The 18,807-nt window shown below is 63.3% G+C and carries 17 protein-coding genes and 2 pseudogenes; 7 read left to right on the forward strand and 12 right to left on the reverse strand.

Annotation, left to right across the window (positions count from 1 at the left end; genetic code table 11):
* Positions 1 to 128: 128 nt before the first annotated feature.
* The 3 genes from I6F09_RS18585 to I6F09_RS18595 form a co-directional block, all read right to left on the reverse strand.
* Positions 129 to 551: an OsmC family protein gene (locus I6F09_RS18585; RefSeq protein ID WP_225188720.1), complete on the reverse strand. Its 423-nt coding sequence runs from the start codon at positions 549 to 551 to the stop codon at positions 129 to 131.
* Positions 552 to 2,894, reverse strand: coding sequence for a molybdopterin guanine dinucleotide-containing S/N-oxide reductase (locus I6F09_RS18590; protein ID WP_225188721.1), 2,343 nt, complete (start codon positions 2,892 to 2,894; stop codon positions 552 to 554).
* Between the two features lie 484 nt (positions 2,895 to 3,378).
* Complete coding sequence (locus I6F09_RS18595; RefSeq protein WP_036029310.1) at positions 3,379 to 3,573, reverse strand: hypothetical protein; 195 nt, start codon at positions 3,571 to 3,573, stop codon at positions 3,379 to 3,381.
* A gap of 87 nt (positions 3,574 to 3,660) precedes the next feature.
* Here I6F09_RS18595 and I6F09_RS18600 point away from each other — a divergent pair, with 87 nt between their 5' ends.
* A complete protein-coding gene (locus I6F09_RS18600; protein ID WP_109142919.1) occupies positions 3,661 to 4,176 on the forward strand; it encodes a ferritin-like domain-containing protein in 516 nt (171 codons plus the stop codon).
* Positions 4,177 to 4,240: 64 nt separating this feature from the next.
* Here I6F09_RS18600 and I6F09_RS18605 read toward each other — a convergent pair whose 3' ends face one another.
* Positions 4,241 to 5,098 (reverse strand): glucose 1-dehydrogenase, encoded by an 858-nt coding sequence (locus tag I6F09_RS18605; RefSeq protein WP_225188722.1) that lies wholly within the window; start codon positions 5,096 to 5,098, stop codon positions 4,241 to 4,243.
* Positions 5,099 to 5,449: 351 nt separating this feature from the next.
* On the opposite strand from I6F09_RS18605, the gene I6F09_RS18610 reads away from it, so the two are divergent.
* Entirely contained in the window at positions 5,450 to 5,842 is a 393-nt protein-coding gene (locus I6F09_RS18610; protein WP_346730120.1) for a hypothetical protein, read from the forward strand.
* 154 nt (positions 5,843 to 5,996) lie between these two features.
* Here the strand turns inward: I6F09_RS18610 and I6F09_RS18615 are convergent, their stop codons facing one another.
* From I6F09_RS18615 to I6F09_RS18640, 6 genes are read right to left on the reverse strand one after another with little or no spacing between them, the layout of a single operon-like run.
* Complete coding sequence (locus I6F09_RS18615; protein WP_036029306.1) at positions 5,997 to 6,632, reverse strand: pyridoxamine 5'-phosphate oxidase family protein; 636 nt, start codon at positions 6,630 to 6,632, stop codon at positions 5,997 to 5,999.
* Positions 6,633 to 6,672: 40 nt separating this feature from the next.
* Complete coding sequence (locus I6F09_RS18620) at positions 6,673 to 7,968, reverse strand: ArgE/DapE family deacylase (protein WP_225188724.1); 1,296 nt, start codon at positions 7,966 to 7,968, stop codon at positions 6,673 to 6,675.
* On the reverse strand, positions 7,965 to 9,653 hold the full coding sequence (locus I6F09_RS18625) for an ABC transporter ATP-binding protein (protein WP_225188725.1): 1,689 nt from the start codon (positions 9,651 to 9,653) through the stop codon (positions 7,965 to 7,967). Before I6F09_RS18625 ends, I6F09_RS18620 begins: the two co-directional genes overlap by 4 nt.
* Positions 9,650 to 10,483, reverse strand: a complete 834-nt coding sequence (locus I6F09_RS18630) for an ABC transporter permease (RefSeq protein ID WP_225188726.1) — start codon at positions 10,481 to 10,483, stop codon at positions 9,650 to 9,652. The genes I6F09_RS18625 and I6F09_RS18630 overlap by 4 nt, the downstream gene beginning before the upstream one ends.
* Positions 10,483 to 11,484, reverse strand: coding sequence for an ABC transporter permease (locus I6F09_RS18635; protein ID WP_225188727.1), 1,002 nt, complete (start codon positions 11,482 to 11,484; stop codon positions 10,483 to 10,485). Before I6F09_RS18635 ends, I6F09_RS18630 begins: the two co-directional genes overlap by 1 nt.
* Positions 11,481 to 13,058, reverse strand: a complete 1,578-nt coding sequence (locus I6F09_RS18640) for an ABC transporter substrate-binding protein (RefSeq protein ID WP_109142912.1) — start codon at positions 13,056 to 13,058, stop codon at positions 11,481 to 11,483. Before I6F09_RS18640 ends, I6F09_RS18635 begins: the two co-directional genes overlap by 4 nt.
* A 211-nt stretch (positions 13,059 to 13,269) precedes the next feature.
* Between I6F09_RS18640 and I6F09_RS18645 the strand changes: the two genes are divergently transcribed.
* The 3 genes and pseudogenes from I6F09_RS18645 (at position 13,270) to I6F09_RS18655 (ending at position 15,784) form a co-directional block, all read left to right on the forward strand.
* On the forward strand, positions 13,270 to 14,130 hold the full coding sequence (locus I6F09_RS18645; protein ID WP_109142911.1) for a helix-turn-helix transcriptional regulator: 861 nt from the start codon (positions 13,270 to 13,272) through the stop codon (positions 14,128 to 14,130).
* Positions 14,131 to 14,556: 426 nt separating this feature from the next.
* Positions 14,557 to 14,640 (forward strand): annotated as a pseudogene (locus I6F09_RS18650) (nitroreductase); the annotation flags it as partial.
* Positions 14,641 to 14,680: 40 nt separating this feature from the next.
* Positions 14,681 to 15,784, forward strand: coding sequence for a murein L,D-transpeptidase family protein (locus I6F09_RS18655; protein WP_249784525.1), 1,104 nt, complete (start codon positions 14,681 to 14,683; stop codon positions 15,782 to 15,784).
* Between the two features lie 14 nt (positions 15,785 to 15,798).
* Here I6F09_RS18655 and I6F09_RS18660 read toward each other — a convergent pair.
* Positions 15,799 to 15,990: pseudogene (locus tag I6F09_RS18660) on the reverse strand (type III glutamate--ammonia ligase); the annotation flags it as partial.
* 154 nt (positions 15,991 to 16,144) lie between these two features.
* On the opposite strand from I6F09_RS18660, the gene I6F09_RS18665 reads away from it, so the two are divergent.
* Positions 16,145 to 16,390 (forward strand): hypothetical protein, encoded by a 246-nt coding sequence (locus tag I6F09_RS18665; protein WP_109142908.1) that lies wholly within the window; start codon positions 16,145 to 16,147, stop codon positions 16,388 to 16,390.
* Positions 16,391 to 16,582: 192 nt separating this feature from the next.
* Complete coding sequence (locus tag I6F09_RS18670; RefSeq protein WP_225188728.1) at positions 16,583 to 17,443, forward strand: catalase; 861 nt, start codon at positions 16,583 to 16,585, stop codon at positions 17,441 to 17,443.
* 27 nt (positions 17,444 to 17,470) lie between these two features.
* On the opposite strand, the gene I6F09_RS18675 is transcribed toward I6F09_RS18670, so the two are convergent.
* On the reverse strand, positions 17,471 to 18,400 hold the full coding sequence (locus I6F09_RS18675) for an AraC family transcriptional regulator (RefSeq protein ID WP_225142617.1): 930 nt from the start codon (positions 18,398 to 18,400) through the stop codon (positions 17,471 to 17,473).
* Positions 18,401 to 18,807 lie beyond the last annotated feature (407 nt).

The following is an 18,807-nucleotide window of genomic DNA, read 5'->3' on the forward strand; positions in this document are numbered from 1 at the left end:
GCCCGGCCGAAAGCCGCGCGTTGACGCCCACCCGGTCGCCCATTGCGGAAACACCCTCAACCCTCTCCCGCAAGCGGGAGAGGGAGCGCACCTCCGCCTTTGCAGCGATCTAGCCTCAGTCCATCGCCCTAGATCAGCGTGGCGTCGAGCGTGATGGCGGCGTTGAGCACCTTGGACACCGGGCAGTTCTTCTCGGCCTCGCCGGCGAGCCGGGCGAAGCCGGCATCGTCGAGACCAGGCACTTTCGCCCGCAGAGTCAGCGCGGATTTGCTGATCTTGAAGCCCTTGCCCTCGGGCTCGAGCGTGACGGCGGCTTCGGTCGAGAGCTCGTCCGGCGTGAAACCCGCCATCTGCAGGCCGAAGGCTAGCGCCATGGTGAAACAGCCGGCATGGGCCGCGGCGATCAACTCTTCGGGATTGGTGCCCTTCTCGTTCTCGAAGCGGGTCTTGAATGAATAGGGCGTCCCGGCGAGCACGCCGGATTCGCTCGACACATGGCCCGTGCCATCGCGACCAGTGCCCTTCCAGACTGCTGTTGCCTTGCGGATCATCTAAAGTTCTCCTTGCTTTGCCCAAACCGGATCGAACGCGCGGATCGGCGGTAGATTGCCGGTGAACTTCTCCACCTCGACGGTCGTCAACTGGCCGGTGCAGCCCTGCGCCAGGGACGAGGTGCCGACGTCGCGGGTCAGCACGTTCGGATTGCCGTGAACGCAGAGCGGCGCCTCGTCTTCCGGATCCATCGGATCGTACCACGCGCCGGTCGGCAGCTGAACCACGCCGCGCGCGATGCCCTCGGTGACGCGGACCGCGGCGAGACAGGCACCGCGCGCGTTGAACAGGCGGATGATGTCGCCGTCCTTGATGCCGCGCGCCTGTGCATCGACCGGGTTCATGCGCGCGACCTCGCGGCCGCGATGCTTTGAGCCCAGCGAATGTCCGCCGAAATCGAGCTGGCTGTGCAGGCGCGTCACCGGCTGATTGGCGACGAGGAAGCACGGTGCCCCCGGCTTGGGAACATCGGTCTTGTCGAGCCAGACCGGATGTCCGGGACAATCCGCATCACCGTGCCCCGCGATCTTGGCCGAGTAGATCTCAATGCGTCCGCTCGGCGTCGGCAAAGCGTGATTGATGGGATCCTCGCGAAAGCGGCGTAGCCGGCCGCCGTCATCGGGCTGCTGCGGCACGACCAGGCTGCCGCGCGCCCAGAATTCTTCGAAGCTCGGCGCTTCGAGGCCGCGTTTGGCAAGCGATGCGCGGGTCGGCTCGTAGAGATGCTCCAGCCATTGCCGCGACGTGCGCCCTTCGGTGAACGGCTCGCGCGCCCCAAGACGCTCGGCGAGATCGGCGAAGATATCGTAATCGTCACGCGCGAGCCCAAACGGCTCGGCGATCCGGTGCATCGCGACCATCAGGGGATCGTTGGTGGAATAGCCGATGTCCTCGCGCTCCAGCGTCATCGTCGCGGGCAGCACGATATCGGCGTGGCGGGCGGTGGCGGTCCAGGCGAGCTCGTGCACGACCAGCGTGTCCACCTTCGCGAAGGCCTTGCGCAGGCGATTGATGTCCTGATGGTGATGGAAGGGATTGCCGCCCGCCCAGTAGACTAGACGAATATCCGGATAGGTGCGCGTCTCGCCGTTGTAGCGATACGTGGTGCCGGGATTGAGCAGCATGTCGGCGATGCGCGCCACCGGAATGAAATCGGCAACGCCGTTGCGGCCCTGCCCCAGCGTCGGTCCCGGCACGTCGTTGACGCGGCGGCCGTAATAGCCGATCGCACCCAGCGAATAGGCATAGCCGCCGCCGGGAAGGCCGATCTGGCCGAGGGCCGCCGCCAGCACCATGCCCATCCACACCGGCTGCTCGCCATGCTCGGCGCGCTGCAGCGAATGGGAGACGGTGACGAGCGCGCGCTTTCCGGCGAGACGCCGCGCCAGCTTGCGGATCGCATCCGCACTGACGCCTGAGATCGCGGCGGCCCATTCGGCGTGCTTGGCTTGCCCGTCGCTCTCACCGTTGAGATAGCGCAGGAAGATTGCCCAGCCCTCGGTGTAGCGGTCGAGGAAGGCCTGGTCGTGCAGGTTCTCACTGACCAGCGTATGGACGATGCCGAGCATCAGGGCGGTGTCGGTGCCGGGCACGCAACTCATCCATTCGGCGCCGGCCTCCACCGGCAGATCGTCGCGCAGCGGGCTGACCAGGATGAACTCGCAGCCGCGCGCCCGCGCCGCCGCCATGGCGCTGCGCTCGACATGCTTGCTGATCGAGCCGCCGGCCACCATGGAGTTCTTCAGCGCCATGCCGCCGAACGCCAGCACGATGTCGGTCTCGGCCGCGATCTGCTCCCAGGTGACGTTGCGCTTGGTGATGTCCTCGTAGCCGGCCAGGATCTGCGGCAGCAGCATCGAGGACGCACCGGACGAATAGGTGTTGACCGAGCGCACATAGCCGCCCAACGCGATATTGAGGAAGCGATGCACCTGGCTCTGGGCGTGATGGAAGCGCCCGGCACTCGACCAGCCATAGGAGCCGCCGAACACGGCGCCGGGTCCGCGGGTGTCGCGAATGCGGCCAAGCTCGTCGCCGAGAAGATCCAGCGCCTTCTCCCAGCTGACGGAGACGAACTCGTCGCGGCCGCGGCGATCGTCGGGGCCCGGCCCGCGCTCGAGCCAGCCGCGGCGGATTGCCGGCTGGGCGATGCGCGCCTGGTGGCGGAGCGCGCCGGGAAAATTGTCGATGATGCCGTTCGGATCGGGATCGCCCGCATAGGCCCTGACCTCCAGCCCAGCCGCGCCCTGACGCGCGGAGAACACGCCCCAATGTGAGGTGTGCGGCTTGAAGCCGTCCGACAGGTCAAGACCGGGGTCGGGGAAGCCAATCGTATCGTCCATCTCTGATCCTTGTTCCGGCGGCGTCGGCAGGGGTGGTAATATACCGATCCGCTCCGGACGTCGTCGAGATCAGGGTTGACGGGAACGCTGACCTGCCCCGCGCAAAGCCAGCCTCAAGGCCGTTGACACTCCCGAGCGTCGTCGAGCGCGTCATGTCGCTCGTTTTGGCGCCGACGCTGCATCATCCACGTGCGCAGCAATCGACCAGCAGATTCCAGATCCGCTGCGTCTCTTCTCTCTTGTTCGCCTCCGGCACGTTCTCCGCGCTCGACCGATCGAACGCGGCGATGGTGTGGGGTTGGCGAGGCACGATCCACCGCTCCGAAATCGGGTCGTACCATTTGCCGATATTTTCAGTCACGTCGGTCGACTCACAGGTTGACAGGCTCGGGCGATGCGCCTCGCGCGGTCCTCGTTGGAGCCCGTGTGGCGCCACCCGATTCACCAATCAGGAGATCGCATGTTCGTTCCCAGCCCGCCGGCGTCAGCCCGGCCGGGCCGGATGCAGCGTGCGCGGATGCCGCTCGTGCAGCAATCGCGCCAGCTCCTCACGCTCGGTGTCGCGGCCCTTCATCGCGGTCTCGAACAGTGCCTCCTGGATGTCGCGAGGCATGTCGCCCCATACGTCCATCGCCGCACGTCCGAGCAGGCCCACAAAATGATCCACTCCATCGCTCATTCGGCTCTCCCGATCTGCACACGGGAATGGAACAGCGGCGGCCGCTCCGCGTTCCACTGCCATCATTGTGAAAAGGAGACGTCTTTTATGGGATTCTTCACCAAGGACATCCAGTCGATGGAAGACCTGCTGCTGCACGGGCTCCAGGACATCTATTACGCGGAACAGCAGATCCTGAAGGCGCTGCCGAAGATGATCGACAAGGCCACCAACAGGGATCTCGTCGCCGGGCTGAAGGCGCATCTGGAAGAGACCAACAAGCAGGTCGAGCGCCTCGATAAGGTCTTCGCCAAGCTCGGCAAGGAGCCGAGCGGCACGCATTGCCCGGCCATCGACGGCCTGATCAAGGAAGCCGACGAGACCGCCGGCGAGATCGAGGACAAGGCCGTGCTGGACGCCGCGATCGTCGCCAACGCACAGGCGGTGGAGCATTATGAAATGTGCCGGTACGGCACGCTGATCGCCTGGGCGGAAGAGCTCGGCCACGACGACATCGTGCGCTTCCTCACCACCAATCTGAACGAAGAGAAGGCCGCCAACACCAAGCTGAACACGGTGGCCCTGCGCAAAGGCGTCAACGCCAAGGCGTCCAGCGCTGCGTGATTGAAAGCTACTGATTGAGAGTGGCGACGCCGATAGTGCGGCCCCGCCACGGTGCTCGCCCGGATCAGATGAACGGCTTGCCACCGGTGACGGGCAACGTCGCCCCCGACGTGTAGCTCGAAAGCGGATCGGCCAGCATGACATATGCCGTCGCGAGCTCGGCCGGCTGGCCGGCGCGCTGCATCGGCACCTGCTTGCCGAAGTTCTTGACCCGTTCCTCCGACATGGTCGAGGGAATCAGCGGCGTCCAGATCGGCCCCGGGGCCACCGCATTGACCCGAATGCCCTTCTCGGCCAGCATCTGCGCAAGCCCGCCAGTGAAATTCTGGATCGCACCCTTGGTCGTGGCGTAGGCCAGCAGGCTCGGATTCGGCATGTCGGAGTTCACCGAGGCCGTGTTGATGATCGCGGAGCCCGGCCGCATGTGGGGGACGGCGGCTTTGGCCAGATAGAACATGGCGTGGATGTTGATCTCGAATGTCCGCCGCCATTCGTCGTCGCTGATATCCGCGATGTCCTTGAACGTCGCCTGATGGGCAGCGTTGTTGACGAGGATGTCGATGCCGCCGAGGTCCTCGACGGTGCGACGCACGATGGCGCTGCAATGTTCGGGATTGCTGATATCGCCCGGGATCAGGACGGCCTTGCGTCCCTCCCGCTCGACCAGCGCCTTGACCTCGGCCGCATCCTCGTCCTCGTTCAAATAGGAGATGACGATATCCGCGCCTTCACGCGCATAGGCGATCGCCACCGCGCGGCCGATGCCGCTGTCGCCGCCCGTGATGATGGTCTTCTTTCCGGCAAGACGGCCGGAGCCCTTGTAACTTTCCTCGCCATGATCCGGGCGCGGCTGCATGGCCCGCGTCGAGCCCGGCATCGGCTGCTGCTGCGCAGGATAAGGCGGCTTTGGATAATTGGTCATGGACAACTCCCGGCGTTTGCTGCGCTAACGGAGCGCCGCCGGAAGTGTTCCTGGCGTTGATTCCGTCATCGCACAGCGTGGCTGCACCCCAGAGATCCGATTACAGCGGCTTGCGGAACTCTCGGCTAGAAAAACTCCCAAGGATCGCTCACCATGGCGGCACCTTGGAGGGCCATGTTGCGGAGAGCATCTTGAAACTCGCAGGTGTTTTAAAGTGCGCTAAGATATCTCAAGCAATCGGACACGGGCTTGACACCTGTAGCCAAATCGAACGAGCGGATTTTCGGTCTCCTGAGCGCAGCCGGCGTGTTCTGCATCTGGTCCGGCTTTCTCGTCTTCTCGAGGGCCGGCATGCAATCCGGCCTGACACCCTTCGATTTGACCGCACTTCGGTCCCTGGTCACCGGCGCCCTGGTTCTTCCGTTCGCCAAGGCCTGGGCCGCGCCACCTGCCGCTGCACGCAATCCTGTCGATGTCAATTTGTGGTCCCGGCGCGCTATACAGCATTTTGATGTACTTTGGGTTGAAGGGGGCGTCGGCGGCATACGGGGAGCGTTCGCCAACGGCTCGCTGCCGATCTTCACCATTCTGCTAGGATTGCTTGTCGCACGGCGCGTGCCGTCCCAGCGGCAACTCATTGCAGTTCTCATTCTGCTCGTCGGCGCAGTGCTCGTTGCCATTCCGGGCATGCGCGCCGGCGGCAACAGCGTGGCATCGGCCATCGGGTTCTTCCTCGCAGCGTGACGATGCCGCTTCCGTTCGGATTCGTCGCGTCTGTGCGCTCAGTGCTGCCGCTCGCTACCTACCTCGCAGACATTTCACGGGCGGCAGGCTGCGAGCATGTAGCGTATCGTCGAAACCTTCTGCAGGGCGGACCGCTAGATCAGATTGCTCATTCTCAGTAGAGCCTCGTACGGTATCCTTCTTCCATCGTCTTCTCGGCCTCTTCGACCGCGATGGCGACAGTCTGCTCGGCGATGATCCGGCCGAGCGTCGGGAAACTGTTGCGCTCGACCTGAGCAGCCGGATTCCAGAGCTTCGAGCGCATCAGCGCCTTGCCACAATGAAAATAGGTCTCCTCGACATGGATCTTCAGCCCGATGATTGGGACCACGTTCTGCACCGCGAGCGGCGTCAACAGCTCGGCATCCTGCGAGATCTCGGCGCGGCCATTGACGCGCAGGGTCTCGTTGATCCCCGGCACCAGGAAGATCAGGCCGATGCCAGGGGAAGCGATGATATTGCCGAAGGTGTCGACGCGGTTGTTGCCACGCCGGTCCGGGATCAGCAGCGTCTTGTCGTCGAGCACGGCGACGAAGCCCGGCGCGTCGCCGCGCGGGCTTGCATCGGCATGACCGTTGCCATCGCTGGTGGCAAGGACGAGGAACGGGGAAAGCGCGATGAAGTCGCGACAGAACCTGTCGAGATGGCTGAGAACCTTCTTCTCGGCGAGCGGGCTGAGCTGCCCGAAATGCGCGCGCAGATCCTCTTGCGTCTTGACCGGCGGCTTGCCGCCTGCACCCTGGCTGCCCATTCGCGAACCTCCCTTTTTGCGGTGAGTTTCCTTCTTTCGGCTAATTGGCCTCGATGCCGCACCAGTTCGCGGTGAACAGCGCAAGCGCCTTGGTGACGCGCTTGACCGAGGCGAGATCGACGCGCTCGTTGAAGCCGTGCGCGCCTTCCATCGTGGCGCCGAAGCAAAACGCAGGCACGCCGAAATCGAGACCATAGAAGCGCGCATCGGTCAGTGCGGTTGACGAGAAGCTGGTCAGCTTGCGGCCGAACACATGCTCGTAGACCGGAGCGAGAACCGCCTCGCTTTCCTGAATCTCCGTCGCCTCGTAGCCCGGCGACAGGAAGCCGGACCAGACGATCTCCGGCGGATTGTTGGCGAGGAATGGATGCGAGCGCGCCGCCTTGGCGACGAAATCCACGATCTCGGCCTGGGCGTCGGCGATCTTCCAGCCGGGCAGCACACCAATGCGGCAATCGACATCGCACCAGGCGGGCACACTGGAGGCCCAGTCACCGCCCTTGATGATTCCAGGATTGAAGTTGAGCGGATGCTCGACCGATTTGAACGAGGGGTGCGTCTTCGCGCGCTCGTTCCATTCGGCCTCGAGACCTTCGAGCTTCTGGATCAGGTGGATTGCAGCCTTGATCGCATTTGAGCCGGTGCCGGCGCGTGCGACATGGACTGGTATCCCGCGCACTTTCAGGCGGAACCAGATCACGCCGACCTGGGCACGCATCAGCTTCTCGTCGGTCGGTTCGGGCAGGATGCAGACATCGGCACGATAGCCGCGCTGAAGTGTGGAGAGCGCGCCGAGACCGGTGCTCTCCTCCTCGATCACCGATTGCAGGTGGATGCGGCCCTTGGGCCTGTAGCCCGCGGCCTTGATCGCATCGAGCGCGTAGAGCGCCGAGATGGTACCGGACTTCATGTCGCCGGCGCCGCGACCATAGAGCCAACCGTTCTCGATCACCGGCTGAAACGGTGGCCGCTCCCACATGTCGAGCGGACCTGCCGGCACGACGTCGCAATGGCCCTGAAGGATCAGTGAGCGGCCCTCTTCCCTGGCCGGCCGGAAGGTGCCGACAACGGAGCGGGCACGCGAAAAGTCGGTCTCGACCGGCCCGTAGCCCGGCAGCGCCTTCAGATCGTCCTGGTTGATGACCCAGTCATCGACCTCGTAGCCGCGATCGCGCAACAGCTTTGCGAACATGTCCTGACAGGGCGCCTCCGCCGCGCGCGTGCTCGGGATCGCCGTGAACGCGATCGTGGTGTCGATCTGCTCGTCGAAGGCGGCATCCACAGTGGCCTCGATGCGCTCGCGCGCGCCGGCTGGAAGGGGACGGCTGTCGGTCATGAACTCATCCTCGCTGTCGGTAGTGCGCCGGTCACGCTGGCAAAGCCCGGCTGGTCGAAGAAATCGCGGCCCGGGATCGCATCGAGCAGCTCGCGTGTGTAGGCGGCTTGAGGGGCCGTGAAAACGTCCGCGGTCGCGCCCTCTTCAACGATGCGCCCCTTCTGGAGCACGATGACGCGGTCGGCGATCTCGGCGGCGATCCGCAGGTCGTGGGTGATGAAGATCATGGCGAGCTTCATCTCCTGACGGAGCTCGGCAAGCAGCGCCAGTACCTGAGCCTGGACGGAAACGTCGAGCGCCGACACGGCTTCGTCGGCGATGAGCACGCGCGGCTTGAGTGCCAGTGCGCGCGCAATACAGATGCGCTGGCGCTGGCCCCCAGAGAATTCGTGGGGGTAACGATCGGCGGCGACGGCGTTGAGGCCAACTCGCACCAGCAGCTTCCTCGCCTGCTCCATCGCTTCCGTGCGCGACGTGCCAAAGGCCATTGGTCCGCGCGCAATGGCATCGCCGACCTTCTGGCGCGGATCGAGGCTCGCAAACGGATCCTGGAACACGATCTGGAGCTGCTTTCGCGCCTGGCGGAGCGCCTCGCCGCGGAGCTGGCGCAGATCCTGGCCGTTGAAGCGGATGGCACCGCCATCCGGCTCGGTCAGACGCACGATCATGCGCCCGAGCGTCGACTTGCCGGACCCGGATTCGCCGACGACGGCGAGCGTCTCGCCCTCGTACAAGGTCAGCGAGATGCCGTCGGCTGCGACGACCTCGCGCGGCGGCTGCAACAGGCCGCGCTTGACCCGGAATGTCTTCTCAAGACCGATGACTTCGAGCAGCGGTGTAGGATGGACCGCGGTGCGGCGGATCTCGTCGAGCCGCGCCTTCGGCACGGCATCGATCAACTCGCGGGTGTAGTCAGCCTTAGGACTGCGCAGGACTTCCTCGACCGTCCCCTGCTCCACCACCTTGCCGTGACGAAGCACCACGACGCGGTCGGCGACATCGGCAACGACGCCAAAATCATGGGTGATCAACAGCACGCCCATGCCGCGGTCGCGCCGGAGATCGTCGATCAGGCGCAGGATCTGACGCTGGGTGGTGACGTCGAGCGCTGTGGTCGGCTCGTCAGCGACCAGGAGCGCCGGACGGTTGGCCATCGCCATCGCGATCATGACGCGCTGGCGCTGGCCGCCGGACAGCTCGAATGGATAGCTCTTCTCAAGCAGCTTTGGATTTGGCAGGCCGACCTGCGTCAGGAGCTGCTGCACGCGTTCGTGCACCTCAATTGCCGACGGCATTGGCTTTTGATGGGTGAGGATCATCTCCTCGATCTGCCTGCCAACCCGCTTGAGCGGGTTCAGCGAGGACAACGGCTCCTGAAAGATCATCGCGGCTTCGCCGCCGCGCAGGCGGCGCAGCGCCTGCCGGTCGAGCTTTGCCGGATCTTGTCCTGCGACAGTCACGGCGCCCGCGGCAATATTGACGCTCTTCGGCAGCAGCGACAGCACCGCATGGGCGATCATCGACTTGCCCGAGCCGGACTCGCCGACGAGACAGACGACCTCGTTGGGCTTGACCTGGAAGGAGACGTTCTCGACCGCGAACGGGCGATCGCCGCCTTCGGGCAGCGCGATCGAGAGCCCCTCGACCGACAGAACGGGTGCCTTGGCTTGCACGGCCTCGCTCATGACCGGCGCCTCGATACACGCGGATTGAGCACATCGGAGAGACCTTCGCCGAACAGGTTGATGGCAAGCACGGTGATGAGGATCGCGAGCCCCGGAAACACGCTCATCCACCAGGCATTACGGATGACGGTGCGGCCGGCTCCGATCATGAAACCCCAGGACATCAGATTGGGGTCGCCGAGGCCCATGAAGGACAACGCGCTTTCGAGCAGGATGGCGGTGGCGACCGTCAGGGAGGTCACGACCAGGATCGGCGAAATCGCATTGGGCAGGATATGGCCGAGCACGATCTGCAAGGAGCCCTCGCCCTGGCACAGCGCGGCTTCGACGAACTCACGATTGCGCAGGCGCAGGAACTCGGCGCGGGTGAGGCGCGCCAGCGGCGGCCAGCTCACGGCGCCGATGGTCAGGATGATCGTCAGCAGCGACGGGTTGAAGGTCGCGACCAAGAGGATCGCAAGCACGAAAGCGGGGATGGTCTGGAACAGCTCGGTCACCCGCATCAGCACGAGATCGACCTTGCCGCCGAAATAGCCGGAAATTGCGCCGATCGTGACGCCGATCACCATAGCCGCCATGGCCGAGGCGATGCCGATGACGAGCGACACGCGGGCACCATAGGCAACGCCGGCCGCAACGTCGCGGCCGAGCGTGTCGCCGCCGAGCAGCAGGCCGTCCTCGCCGGGCGGCGTGAACGGCGCGCTGACCATTTCCCAGGGCGAGACCGGAAAGACGATGGGCGCGATGAGCGCGATGACGACCACGACAAGCAGCACGACGAGGCCGACCATGCCGCTAGGATGACGCAGGAAGGCGCGAACCGCATCCATCACGCAGCTCCTGTCGTCATGCGGGGATCGATCAGCCTGTAGATGAGGTCGGTCAGCAGATTGAGCACGATGACCACGATCGACAGAATGAGAAAAATGCCGAGCAGCACGGGATAATCACGCTGGAGCAGCGCATCGAAGGTCAGCCGGCCGAGGCCCGGCCAGGCGAACACCGTCTCGATGACCACGGCGCCGCCGACCAACGCGCCGGCCTGCATGCCGGCCACGGTGACGACGGGCACCAGCGCGTTGCGCAGCATGTGGCCGACCACAATGCTGGGCCCGGACAGGCCCTTGGCGCGCGCGGTCTTGATGAAGTCCTGCTGGGCGACCTCGATGATCGAGGACCGCATCAGCCGGGCATAGATCGCGAGATAGATCGCAGCCAGCGAGGTCACCGGCATGATCATGTGCTTGGCGATGTCGAGCGCATGCTCCAGCGGCGAGAGCTTGACGTTGATGGTCTCGTAACCGAACGGCGGCAGCCAGCCGAGTGTCACGGAGAAGACCAGCACCAGCATCAGCCCCAGCCAGAACACCGGCGTCGCATAAAGCACCAGCGACAGCACGGTGAAGACCGTATCGAGCACGCTGCCCGCCGCCAGCCCCGCCAGCGCGCCAAGGGTCGTGCCGATCAGCAGCGCGAGGCAGAAGGCCGTCACCGTCAACAGCAGCGTCGCCGGCAGCCTTTCCAGGATGAGATCGACCACCGCGCGGCGCTGGCGGTAGGAATAGCCGAGGTCGAGCCTGACGACGCGGCCGAGATAGCTTGCGAGCTGCACGGCGTAGGGCTTGTCGAGCCCATATTCCTTGCGCAGATCTTCCAGCAGCTTCGGATCGGACGCGCCGGATTGGCCGGCCATGACCTGGGCGGGATCGCCAGGGGCGGCCCGCACCAGCACGAAGTTGAAAGTGGCGATGACGAGGATGACGGCGACGAGCTGGGCAATCCGGCTCAGTGCCATCAGCCCGATCGGCGCCGCGCTGCCGAGACGGATCACGATTTGTAGACCGACCCGAAGGTTTCGTGCGAGCCGATGCCGGTCGACACGATGTTCTTGAACGCCTTGTCGTAGATGATGGGATATTCGAGCTCCAGCGTCCAGGCGACCGGCACGTCCTCGACCAGGATCTGCTGCACCTTGGAATAAAGCTCCTGTCGCTTGGCCTCGTCGAGCGTGACGGCGGCCTCGTCGAACAGCCTGTCGACCTCAGGGTTGGAATAGCCTTCGGTGTTCGAGAACAGGATGCCTTTCTTGATGTTCGACGACACGTAAGTGCGGGAGACGCCGAGCGCGGGATCGCCGAGCTGGTAGAGCAGGTTCTGGGTCATCTCATAATCCCAGTTGCCGACCTTTTCGGCCCAGCCGGCCATGTCGGTGCCGACGAGGACGAGATCGATGCCGACGCGGGCAAAGCTCTGGCGGAAGAACTCGCCGGCGCGCTGATAGGATTCGCCGTAAGGCGGCACGATGTATTTGATCTCAGCGCGCTTGCCGTTGGTGTCGGGCTTCAGTCCCATCTCGTCGAGCAGCGCCTTGGCCTTGTCGATCGAATAGTCGTAGCGCTTGACCTTGCCGTCGTAGAATTTCGTCTTGGACGAGATCGGGCCGGTCGCGACCTTGGCGCTGCCGAAATAGACCCGCTTGGCGAGCGCATCGCGGTCGATCAAGTGCATCACCGCCTGCCGGAAGCGCTTGTCGTTCATCGGCGCGATGCGGTTGTTCATCTCGAGCCACTGGTGCGGCGCGAAATACTCATAGCCCTTGGTGGTGACTTCGAGGTTCTTCTGCGCCTTGAAGCGCTGCACGTCGAAGAACTCGACGTCGGTCCATTGCGCGAGTTGCACCGTGCCGTTCTCCAGCGCCAGCGCGCGCGATGCCGAATCCGGGATGATGCGGTAGATGATCTCGTCCAGGTACGGCTGGTCCTTCAGATAGTATCCTTCATGGCGCACCAGATGGACATGCGAGCCGCGCACCCATTCCTTCAGCTTGAATGGGCCGGTGCCGATCGCCTTGTCGTTCAGCGGGTTCTTGCGGTAGTCGGTGCCTTCATAGATGTGCTTTGGCACGATCGGCGCCGAGGTGCAGTCAAAGCAGCCGAGGAACGGCGCAAAGGGCTGCTTCAGCTTGAACACGACGGTGAGCGGATCGGGCGCCTCGGCCGAAGCGACGCGCGCAAAATTCTGCCGCGCGCGCGGATGCGTCTCGGTCAACACCTTCATGCAGCTGAACACGACGTCCTCGGACGTCATCGGCTTGCCGTCGTGGAAGGTGATGTTGGGAAACAGCTTGAACGTATAGGTCAGCCCGTCCGGCGAAATCTCCCAGGACTGCGCCATGCCCGGCATCGGCTTGAGGTCAGCGCCATATTTGAGAAGACTCTCGTAGATCTTGCCGCCGAGCGTCAGCGTCGGCTGCTGCTGGTTGAAGGCGGTGACCAGCAGCGGCGGCTCGGGCTGGATGATGGTGTTGAGTGTTCCACCGCGGGTCTGGCCGGCCGCTCGCGTGATGCCGAAGGGGATAGCGGCGCCGGCGGCCAGCATGGCCTGGGTGAATTCGCGTCTGTTCATCGAGCTCTCCGTGTCGCATATCGGCGTGAGAAGGACCTCGCCAGACGCCGTATTCGGCTTTGGCGAATCTGGCCGGCGCGAGCATTGTTGCCAAACGCCCTGTCCCGCGCTACCTGATCGGGGACAAGAACCATCGCGATCGGGCCATATCTGGCCCGGAAGATGCATAAGAGCCTTGCAGAAAAGGACTTGGATCGGGAGTTCACGACACGTGAAAGTCGTAGCGCGGCGAGATGTGACTGGCGAATTGCGCACCTGCAGCAAACAGGAGGGCCCCGCAGCGGCCGCCAACTATGCCGGACAACTTCAGACGATCGCGCGGCCGGTCGCCGCGATGACCGCAACTTATCCGAACGAGAGCACCAGCACGCGGCACGCGCATCGGCGCGACCAGTTCATCCTGCAGATCACCGGCGTCACGGCGATGATGACCGAGCGCGGTCATTTCGTGGTTCCACCCGGGCATGGTTTATGGATTCCGGCTGGCGTTGTACATCAGTCGCGCGCCTGGGGTGAAGTCGAGGCCCAGACGATCTATGTCACGCCTGATCGCCGACGAGGAACGTCGGAGACGTGCCGCCTGATTCGTGCATCCTCGCTCGTCGAAGCCCTGATGGACGAGGCGGTGCGGATGCCGCAGACCTACGACCAGGACGGACGCGACGGCAAGCTTCTCGAACTCCTGCTCGCCGAGATCTCACACATGCCGGAGGTGACGCTTCACGTGCAGGTGCCACCGGACCCCCGCCTTGCGGCGATCTGTAAGGCAGTGCTTGGAGACCCCTCCTCGGACCTTACGCTCGACGACTGGGCAGACAAATACAGCCTCAGCCGGCGAACGCTGACGAGGCTGTTCCGCCGCGAGACCGGTCAGAGCTTTTCAATGTGGCGACAACGCGTGCGGCTCCTGGAAGCTTTGGCACGCCTGGGCGCAGGCGAACCCGTCACATGCGTAGCGCTGGACGTGGGCTATGACAGCCCGAGCGCATTCGCCGCCATGTTTAAGCGCGAGCTAGGCGCTGCACCGCGGCATTATCTTCGCTGGACAGATCAAGAAGTCGTGCTGCGCTAGTCGCTAGCGACGACGCCGGTTCGTCGAGATGAAAGCCGCGCCGAGACAGCCATCTTGTAGTAATGGTGGTCGCGCCAGCGCGTGCCTTCGCCCGGAGCGGGGACCATCTTGCAGCAGAACCATGATGTGTCATCGCGTGCTGAAGCGTACAGGCGCCGTGATGGATCGCCTGGCGCCTGCCGGAGGTACCGGCGAGGCACGGTGCACCAGCGCGATCACCTCTCGTCGAGTTCAGCCGAGCCTGCCGAACCGGCGAGGCTTGCGGAGAGCACCTTGCCTCGAGGTCGTTCACTCCGTAGACGATGTCGTCCGATTGATCCATAGTATTGCAATCGAACGACTTGTGTTGCGCCTTCGCGTGCTTGCCGGCACGGCGTCGAACTGCTGAAGCAGCGTCCGGTGGTTCGGCGACATCGGGGGCAGAATGATGAGACTTTTCCGGCGAATGCGATGGTGTCAGAGCGGAAGTCGGTCGAGGAGGCTACGATGTTCGTCGGATTTGAGAAATAGCGGCGCGCGACGGGCTGGAGGTACAGCAGTGATATGCGCCATGGTCCGACACGCAATTGTGCTGGCGGCGGCTTTTGCCGCTGCCTTAGCACCTGCCACATGCTTTGGCGAAAGCAGCAAGCCGTTGCCCGCCAAGGCGACGCAGGAATTGCCGGCCGAGCTGCTCGCGCTGCTCAAACAGAAGAAGATGCCGAAATATTCCCCCATCCTTGTGCGTCTTTTCAAGGACGAGGCAGAGCTCGAAGTCTGGAAGCAGGACACGGCCGGCCGTTTCCAATTGCTGAAGACCTATCCGATCTGCCGGTGGTCGGGCGATCTCGGGCCGAAATTGTACGAGGGCGACCGACAGGCTCCGGAAGGCTTTTATACAGTTACGCCTGAGTTGATGAACCCCAACTCCAATTTCTATCTCTCGATCAACCTCGGCTATCCGAACAGCTTCGACAGGGCAAACAAGCGAAACGGCAGCTTCCTCATGATCCACGGCGACTGCTGGTCGAGCGGTTGCTATGCCATGACGGACGAACAGATCAGCGAGATCTATTCGCTGGCGCGTGACTCATTCCGCGGCGGCCGAACATCGTTCCAGGTCCAAGCCTATCCGTTCCGCCTGACACCGGTGAATCTGGCGCGCCATCGAAACAATCCCAACCTGCCCTTCTGGGAAATGCTCAAGGTCGGCAACGATCATTTCGAGACGACACAGCTCGAACCCAAAGTGGATGTGTGTAGCCGCCGCTATGTGTTCGATGCGCAACCTTCCCCGAATTCGCCGCACCCTCTCGTGTTCAATCCGATCGAGAAATGCCCTCCCTTCGTCGTCAATCCGGAAATCGCGCGAAGGGCGCTGGAAAAACGGCGCGCCGACGAGCGCGCGTACGCGCAATTGCTTGAAGACAACGTGCCAGTTGCCCCGATCTACAGCGGATTCGACGGCGGAATGAACAAGGCTTTTCTCGCACGGTATCCGGGCAGGGTGACGCTTGCGAAAGTGATGCCATATGCATCCTACCTGCCGCAATTGCCACCGATCCCCTGGACCGACAATGATGGTTCGTTGACGAGCAAATGGTTTGGTACCTGGTCCTCCAGATCGTCTATGTGTGATACGGCGCGTGCCGGCTTCCCATCGCGCCAGTGCTGAACACCTGTTGCGACTCAACAGTCCAGAGTGTTGTCTCGCTCCCATTGGGTCAGATGGCGTGCGTAGTCGTTCCACTCCTCATGCTTCAGCTTGAGATAGGCGGGTACGAACTCCCCGAGATGATCCCGCAGCACGCTTGAATGTTCGACCGCTCGCAAGGCATCGAGCAGATTCATCGGGAGCCGCTTGGCCGAGGTCACGGTGTGCCTGAAGGTCTCGCGGAACCTGCGGAGGCCCGACCGATTGGCCGGGCGCATGCATTAGCAGCAATCGCTCTGTAGGTACGGCAATCGCTCTGGCGCAGCAGCAGACCCGATCCGCTAAATCATCGGCCGACATCCAAGCGGACGGAGAAAAACGATGATCTGGAAAAACATTGTCAGTCCTCGTGTGATCGCACCGGCTTCTGCGCGCTGGTCCGCAAAGTCTGTTTTTTTCTCGAAGGCGGCTGTGACCGTGTCCGACATCGCCAGCATTCTTCAGAACCTGTTTTTGGACCTACGCGATAGCTACCGGCCCGAGCTGCACTACATGCGTGGCCCTGGCCCGAAATGGCGGGCCAAGCATCAGCCTTGGCCAAAGTTCGCCGGACCAGAAGCGAACTGAGGTCCTGCGAACGGTACGCATCGGGGATGCTGCCGTCGGCAAGCTTTGTCGCAGAAACAGACAAGGCGGGAAGGATTCGGGAAAGACGCCCAAGTTGTCCTGCCCAAGAACTTTACCAACTCTAGATCACGAGGTCCCGTCCTGCCCAAGTTCCCCCGCGGCCTTGCCGGCTCCGCATCCATAGTCGCCGCCATGAAGACGGTTGCCGGCCTTCCGCCAAAGTCACGTGCGAGCTTTGCCAATGGCCGATGCGTTCGCGGCACCTATACCCCATCGGACCAGGCGAAGGAGATCACGAAATCCTGTAGCTTCACCAAGCCTTCGCGCCTCCTGGCGCGCTTCTCGGTGGCGGAAGGCCCAGACACCAACTACCTGTTATTGCGCGGATTCAGCTTCCGGCTTGGCAGCGATGGCGAGCGCTCGGATATTTTAACCCAGAGTGCCCCGGTTCATTTCGCGAGGACCCCCGACCAGATGCTGGCTTTCCTTCGAGCCCGTACTCCAGGACCCGACGGCAAGCCGGATCTGGAAATGGTCGAGACATTTTCAGTTGCCAATCCCGAGACGCTGCATCAGGCGAGCTACATCGCCGCGCATCCGCCTGCCGCAAGCTTTGCCTCAACAACCTATTGGGGCGTGCACGCGTTCCCCGCGACCAATTCAAGAGGCGAGACAAGGTTCATCAAGTTCAAGGTCGCGCCAGTCGGCGAACAGGCGGCGAGGCGCAGGGCCGCAGCCAACGCAAAACCCACCGAGCTGCTGCACGACCTCGAATCCCGGATCGCGGCTCGCGATATGAGGTTCAGTGTGATGGCGCTGCTGGACCGTCCGGGCGACCCGGTCATGGACGTGACCGTCCGATGGCCCGATGAGGACGGACGCGAAGCGGTACGGCTGGGAACGATCGTGATCACTGGTGTCGAAGAAAATGATGCCTGCGACGAACCCGTGTTCAATCCGGCAACTCTGGCCGAAGGAATCGGTCATCCGTTGGACGAAATGTTTGCGGTGCGTCGCGCCGCTTACGCTATCTCGCAGGCAACGCGTCGCTGAGCGAAAAGGCTTCTGCCGGGGCTCCGATCACTTCTTGCTTTCCGGTGCACCCTGCGCCTCGCGGCGCCACGTTCCCGGGCTGACGCCGACCACAGACGAAAACACCCTCGTGAAGTGGCTTTGATTGGCGAACCCGGCCGATATTGCGATTTCCGACAGCGACAGGTCGCGAACCGTCATCAGTTGCTTGGCCGCCTTCACACGCTGGCGCAGCAGCCACTGGTGCGGCGGCAGGCCGGTGGAGATGCGAAACGCGCGCGAAAAGTGGCTGATCGAAAGATCGAACTCGGCCGCGATTTCCTGCAACGAAAGCTTTCCGCCGAGATCGGACTCCAGCCTTTCGCAGACGCGCTTGACCTGCCACGGCGCAAGGCCGCCGCGATTCGGTTCAGAAGGACGTAGCCCGCCGTAGGCCTGGGCGACGTGTGCGGTGAGCGCGAGCATCATGTGATCGATGAAAAGCTGGTTCGTCTCGTCTGGTCGACGCAGCGCTTGTTGCAATGACGCGCCGATATGACGGACGACCGTGTCGTCATGGCCTACGCCGAGTTCACAGGCAAGCTGACCGACGCGCGGCATGCGGGGCTGCTCAGTGAGAGCGTCGAGCGCCGAGCGCGGCAAATAGAAAAACAGGGAGTGGAACGGCTTGTCGATCACGTAGCGCGGATCGCGCTTGAGGTCGTACAGATAGGTCGCTCCCGCGGGAACATCCGCTTTCATCACGCACTTGCCATTTTCCCAGAGTTCGCAGTCGGGATAATCGTGAAGTTTGAGGCTGACGACGAAAGCATCCTCCGCGGTAAAGGAACCGGAAAGACCCGGCACTGGATTGTCATCCCGGGTTTCGGTGACCGCGAGCTCCACCCCGCGCAGCGAACTCGTTATCAGCGAGGGCGGCGCATCCTTCAGGTGCAAAAACCGCCCGAGCTTCCGGCCGAAGGCGCTCGCCTGGGTCATAGGATAACTCTCTCAGCGAAGTTGGACTGACAAGCGCCCGCACGTGATTTCGTGAACCATTATCTGACGCTAGCGCACGGTCGTCCAGTTTCGTCGTGGCAGTTTCGTGACACAAAGCTCGATGTCTGCTCGAGAACGTCAGCGATTTTGTCCATTCGCTGCCGCTTACGACGGCTCCCGGCGTCGATTGCCTATTTCGACAGCAGTTAACCGCCACCGTCCGCCGCGCTGATTGCGACTTTAATCGCGGCGCGGGCGCCTAGCATCAGCTTACAGCAGGATCAGGCAAAGCACGGGAGTTTTGAGAAAGACGCTGGGCCTGTACCCGCTTAGAACGCGCGCCGAACGCTCAACGATGCTCCTCGAAGCTAGGACAGGTTCATGAGCCAGCCAATCTTGCGCGATCA

Source organism: Bradyrhizobium sp. IC3195 (assembly GCF_020193585.1).
GTDB lineage: Bacteria > Pseudomonadota > Alphaproteobacteria > Rhizobiales > Xanthobacteraceae > Bradyrhizobium > Bradyrhizobium yuanmingense.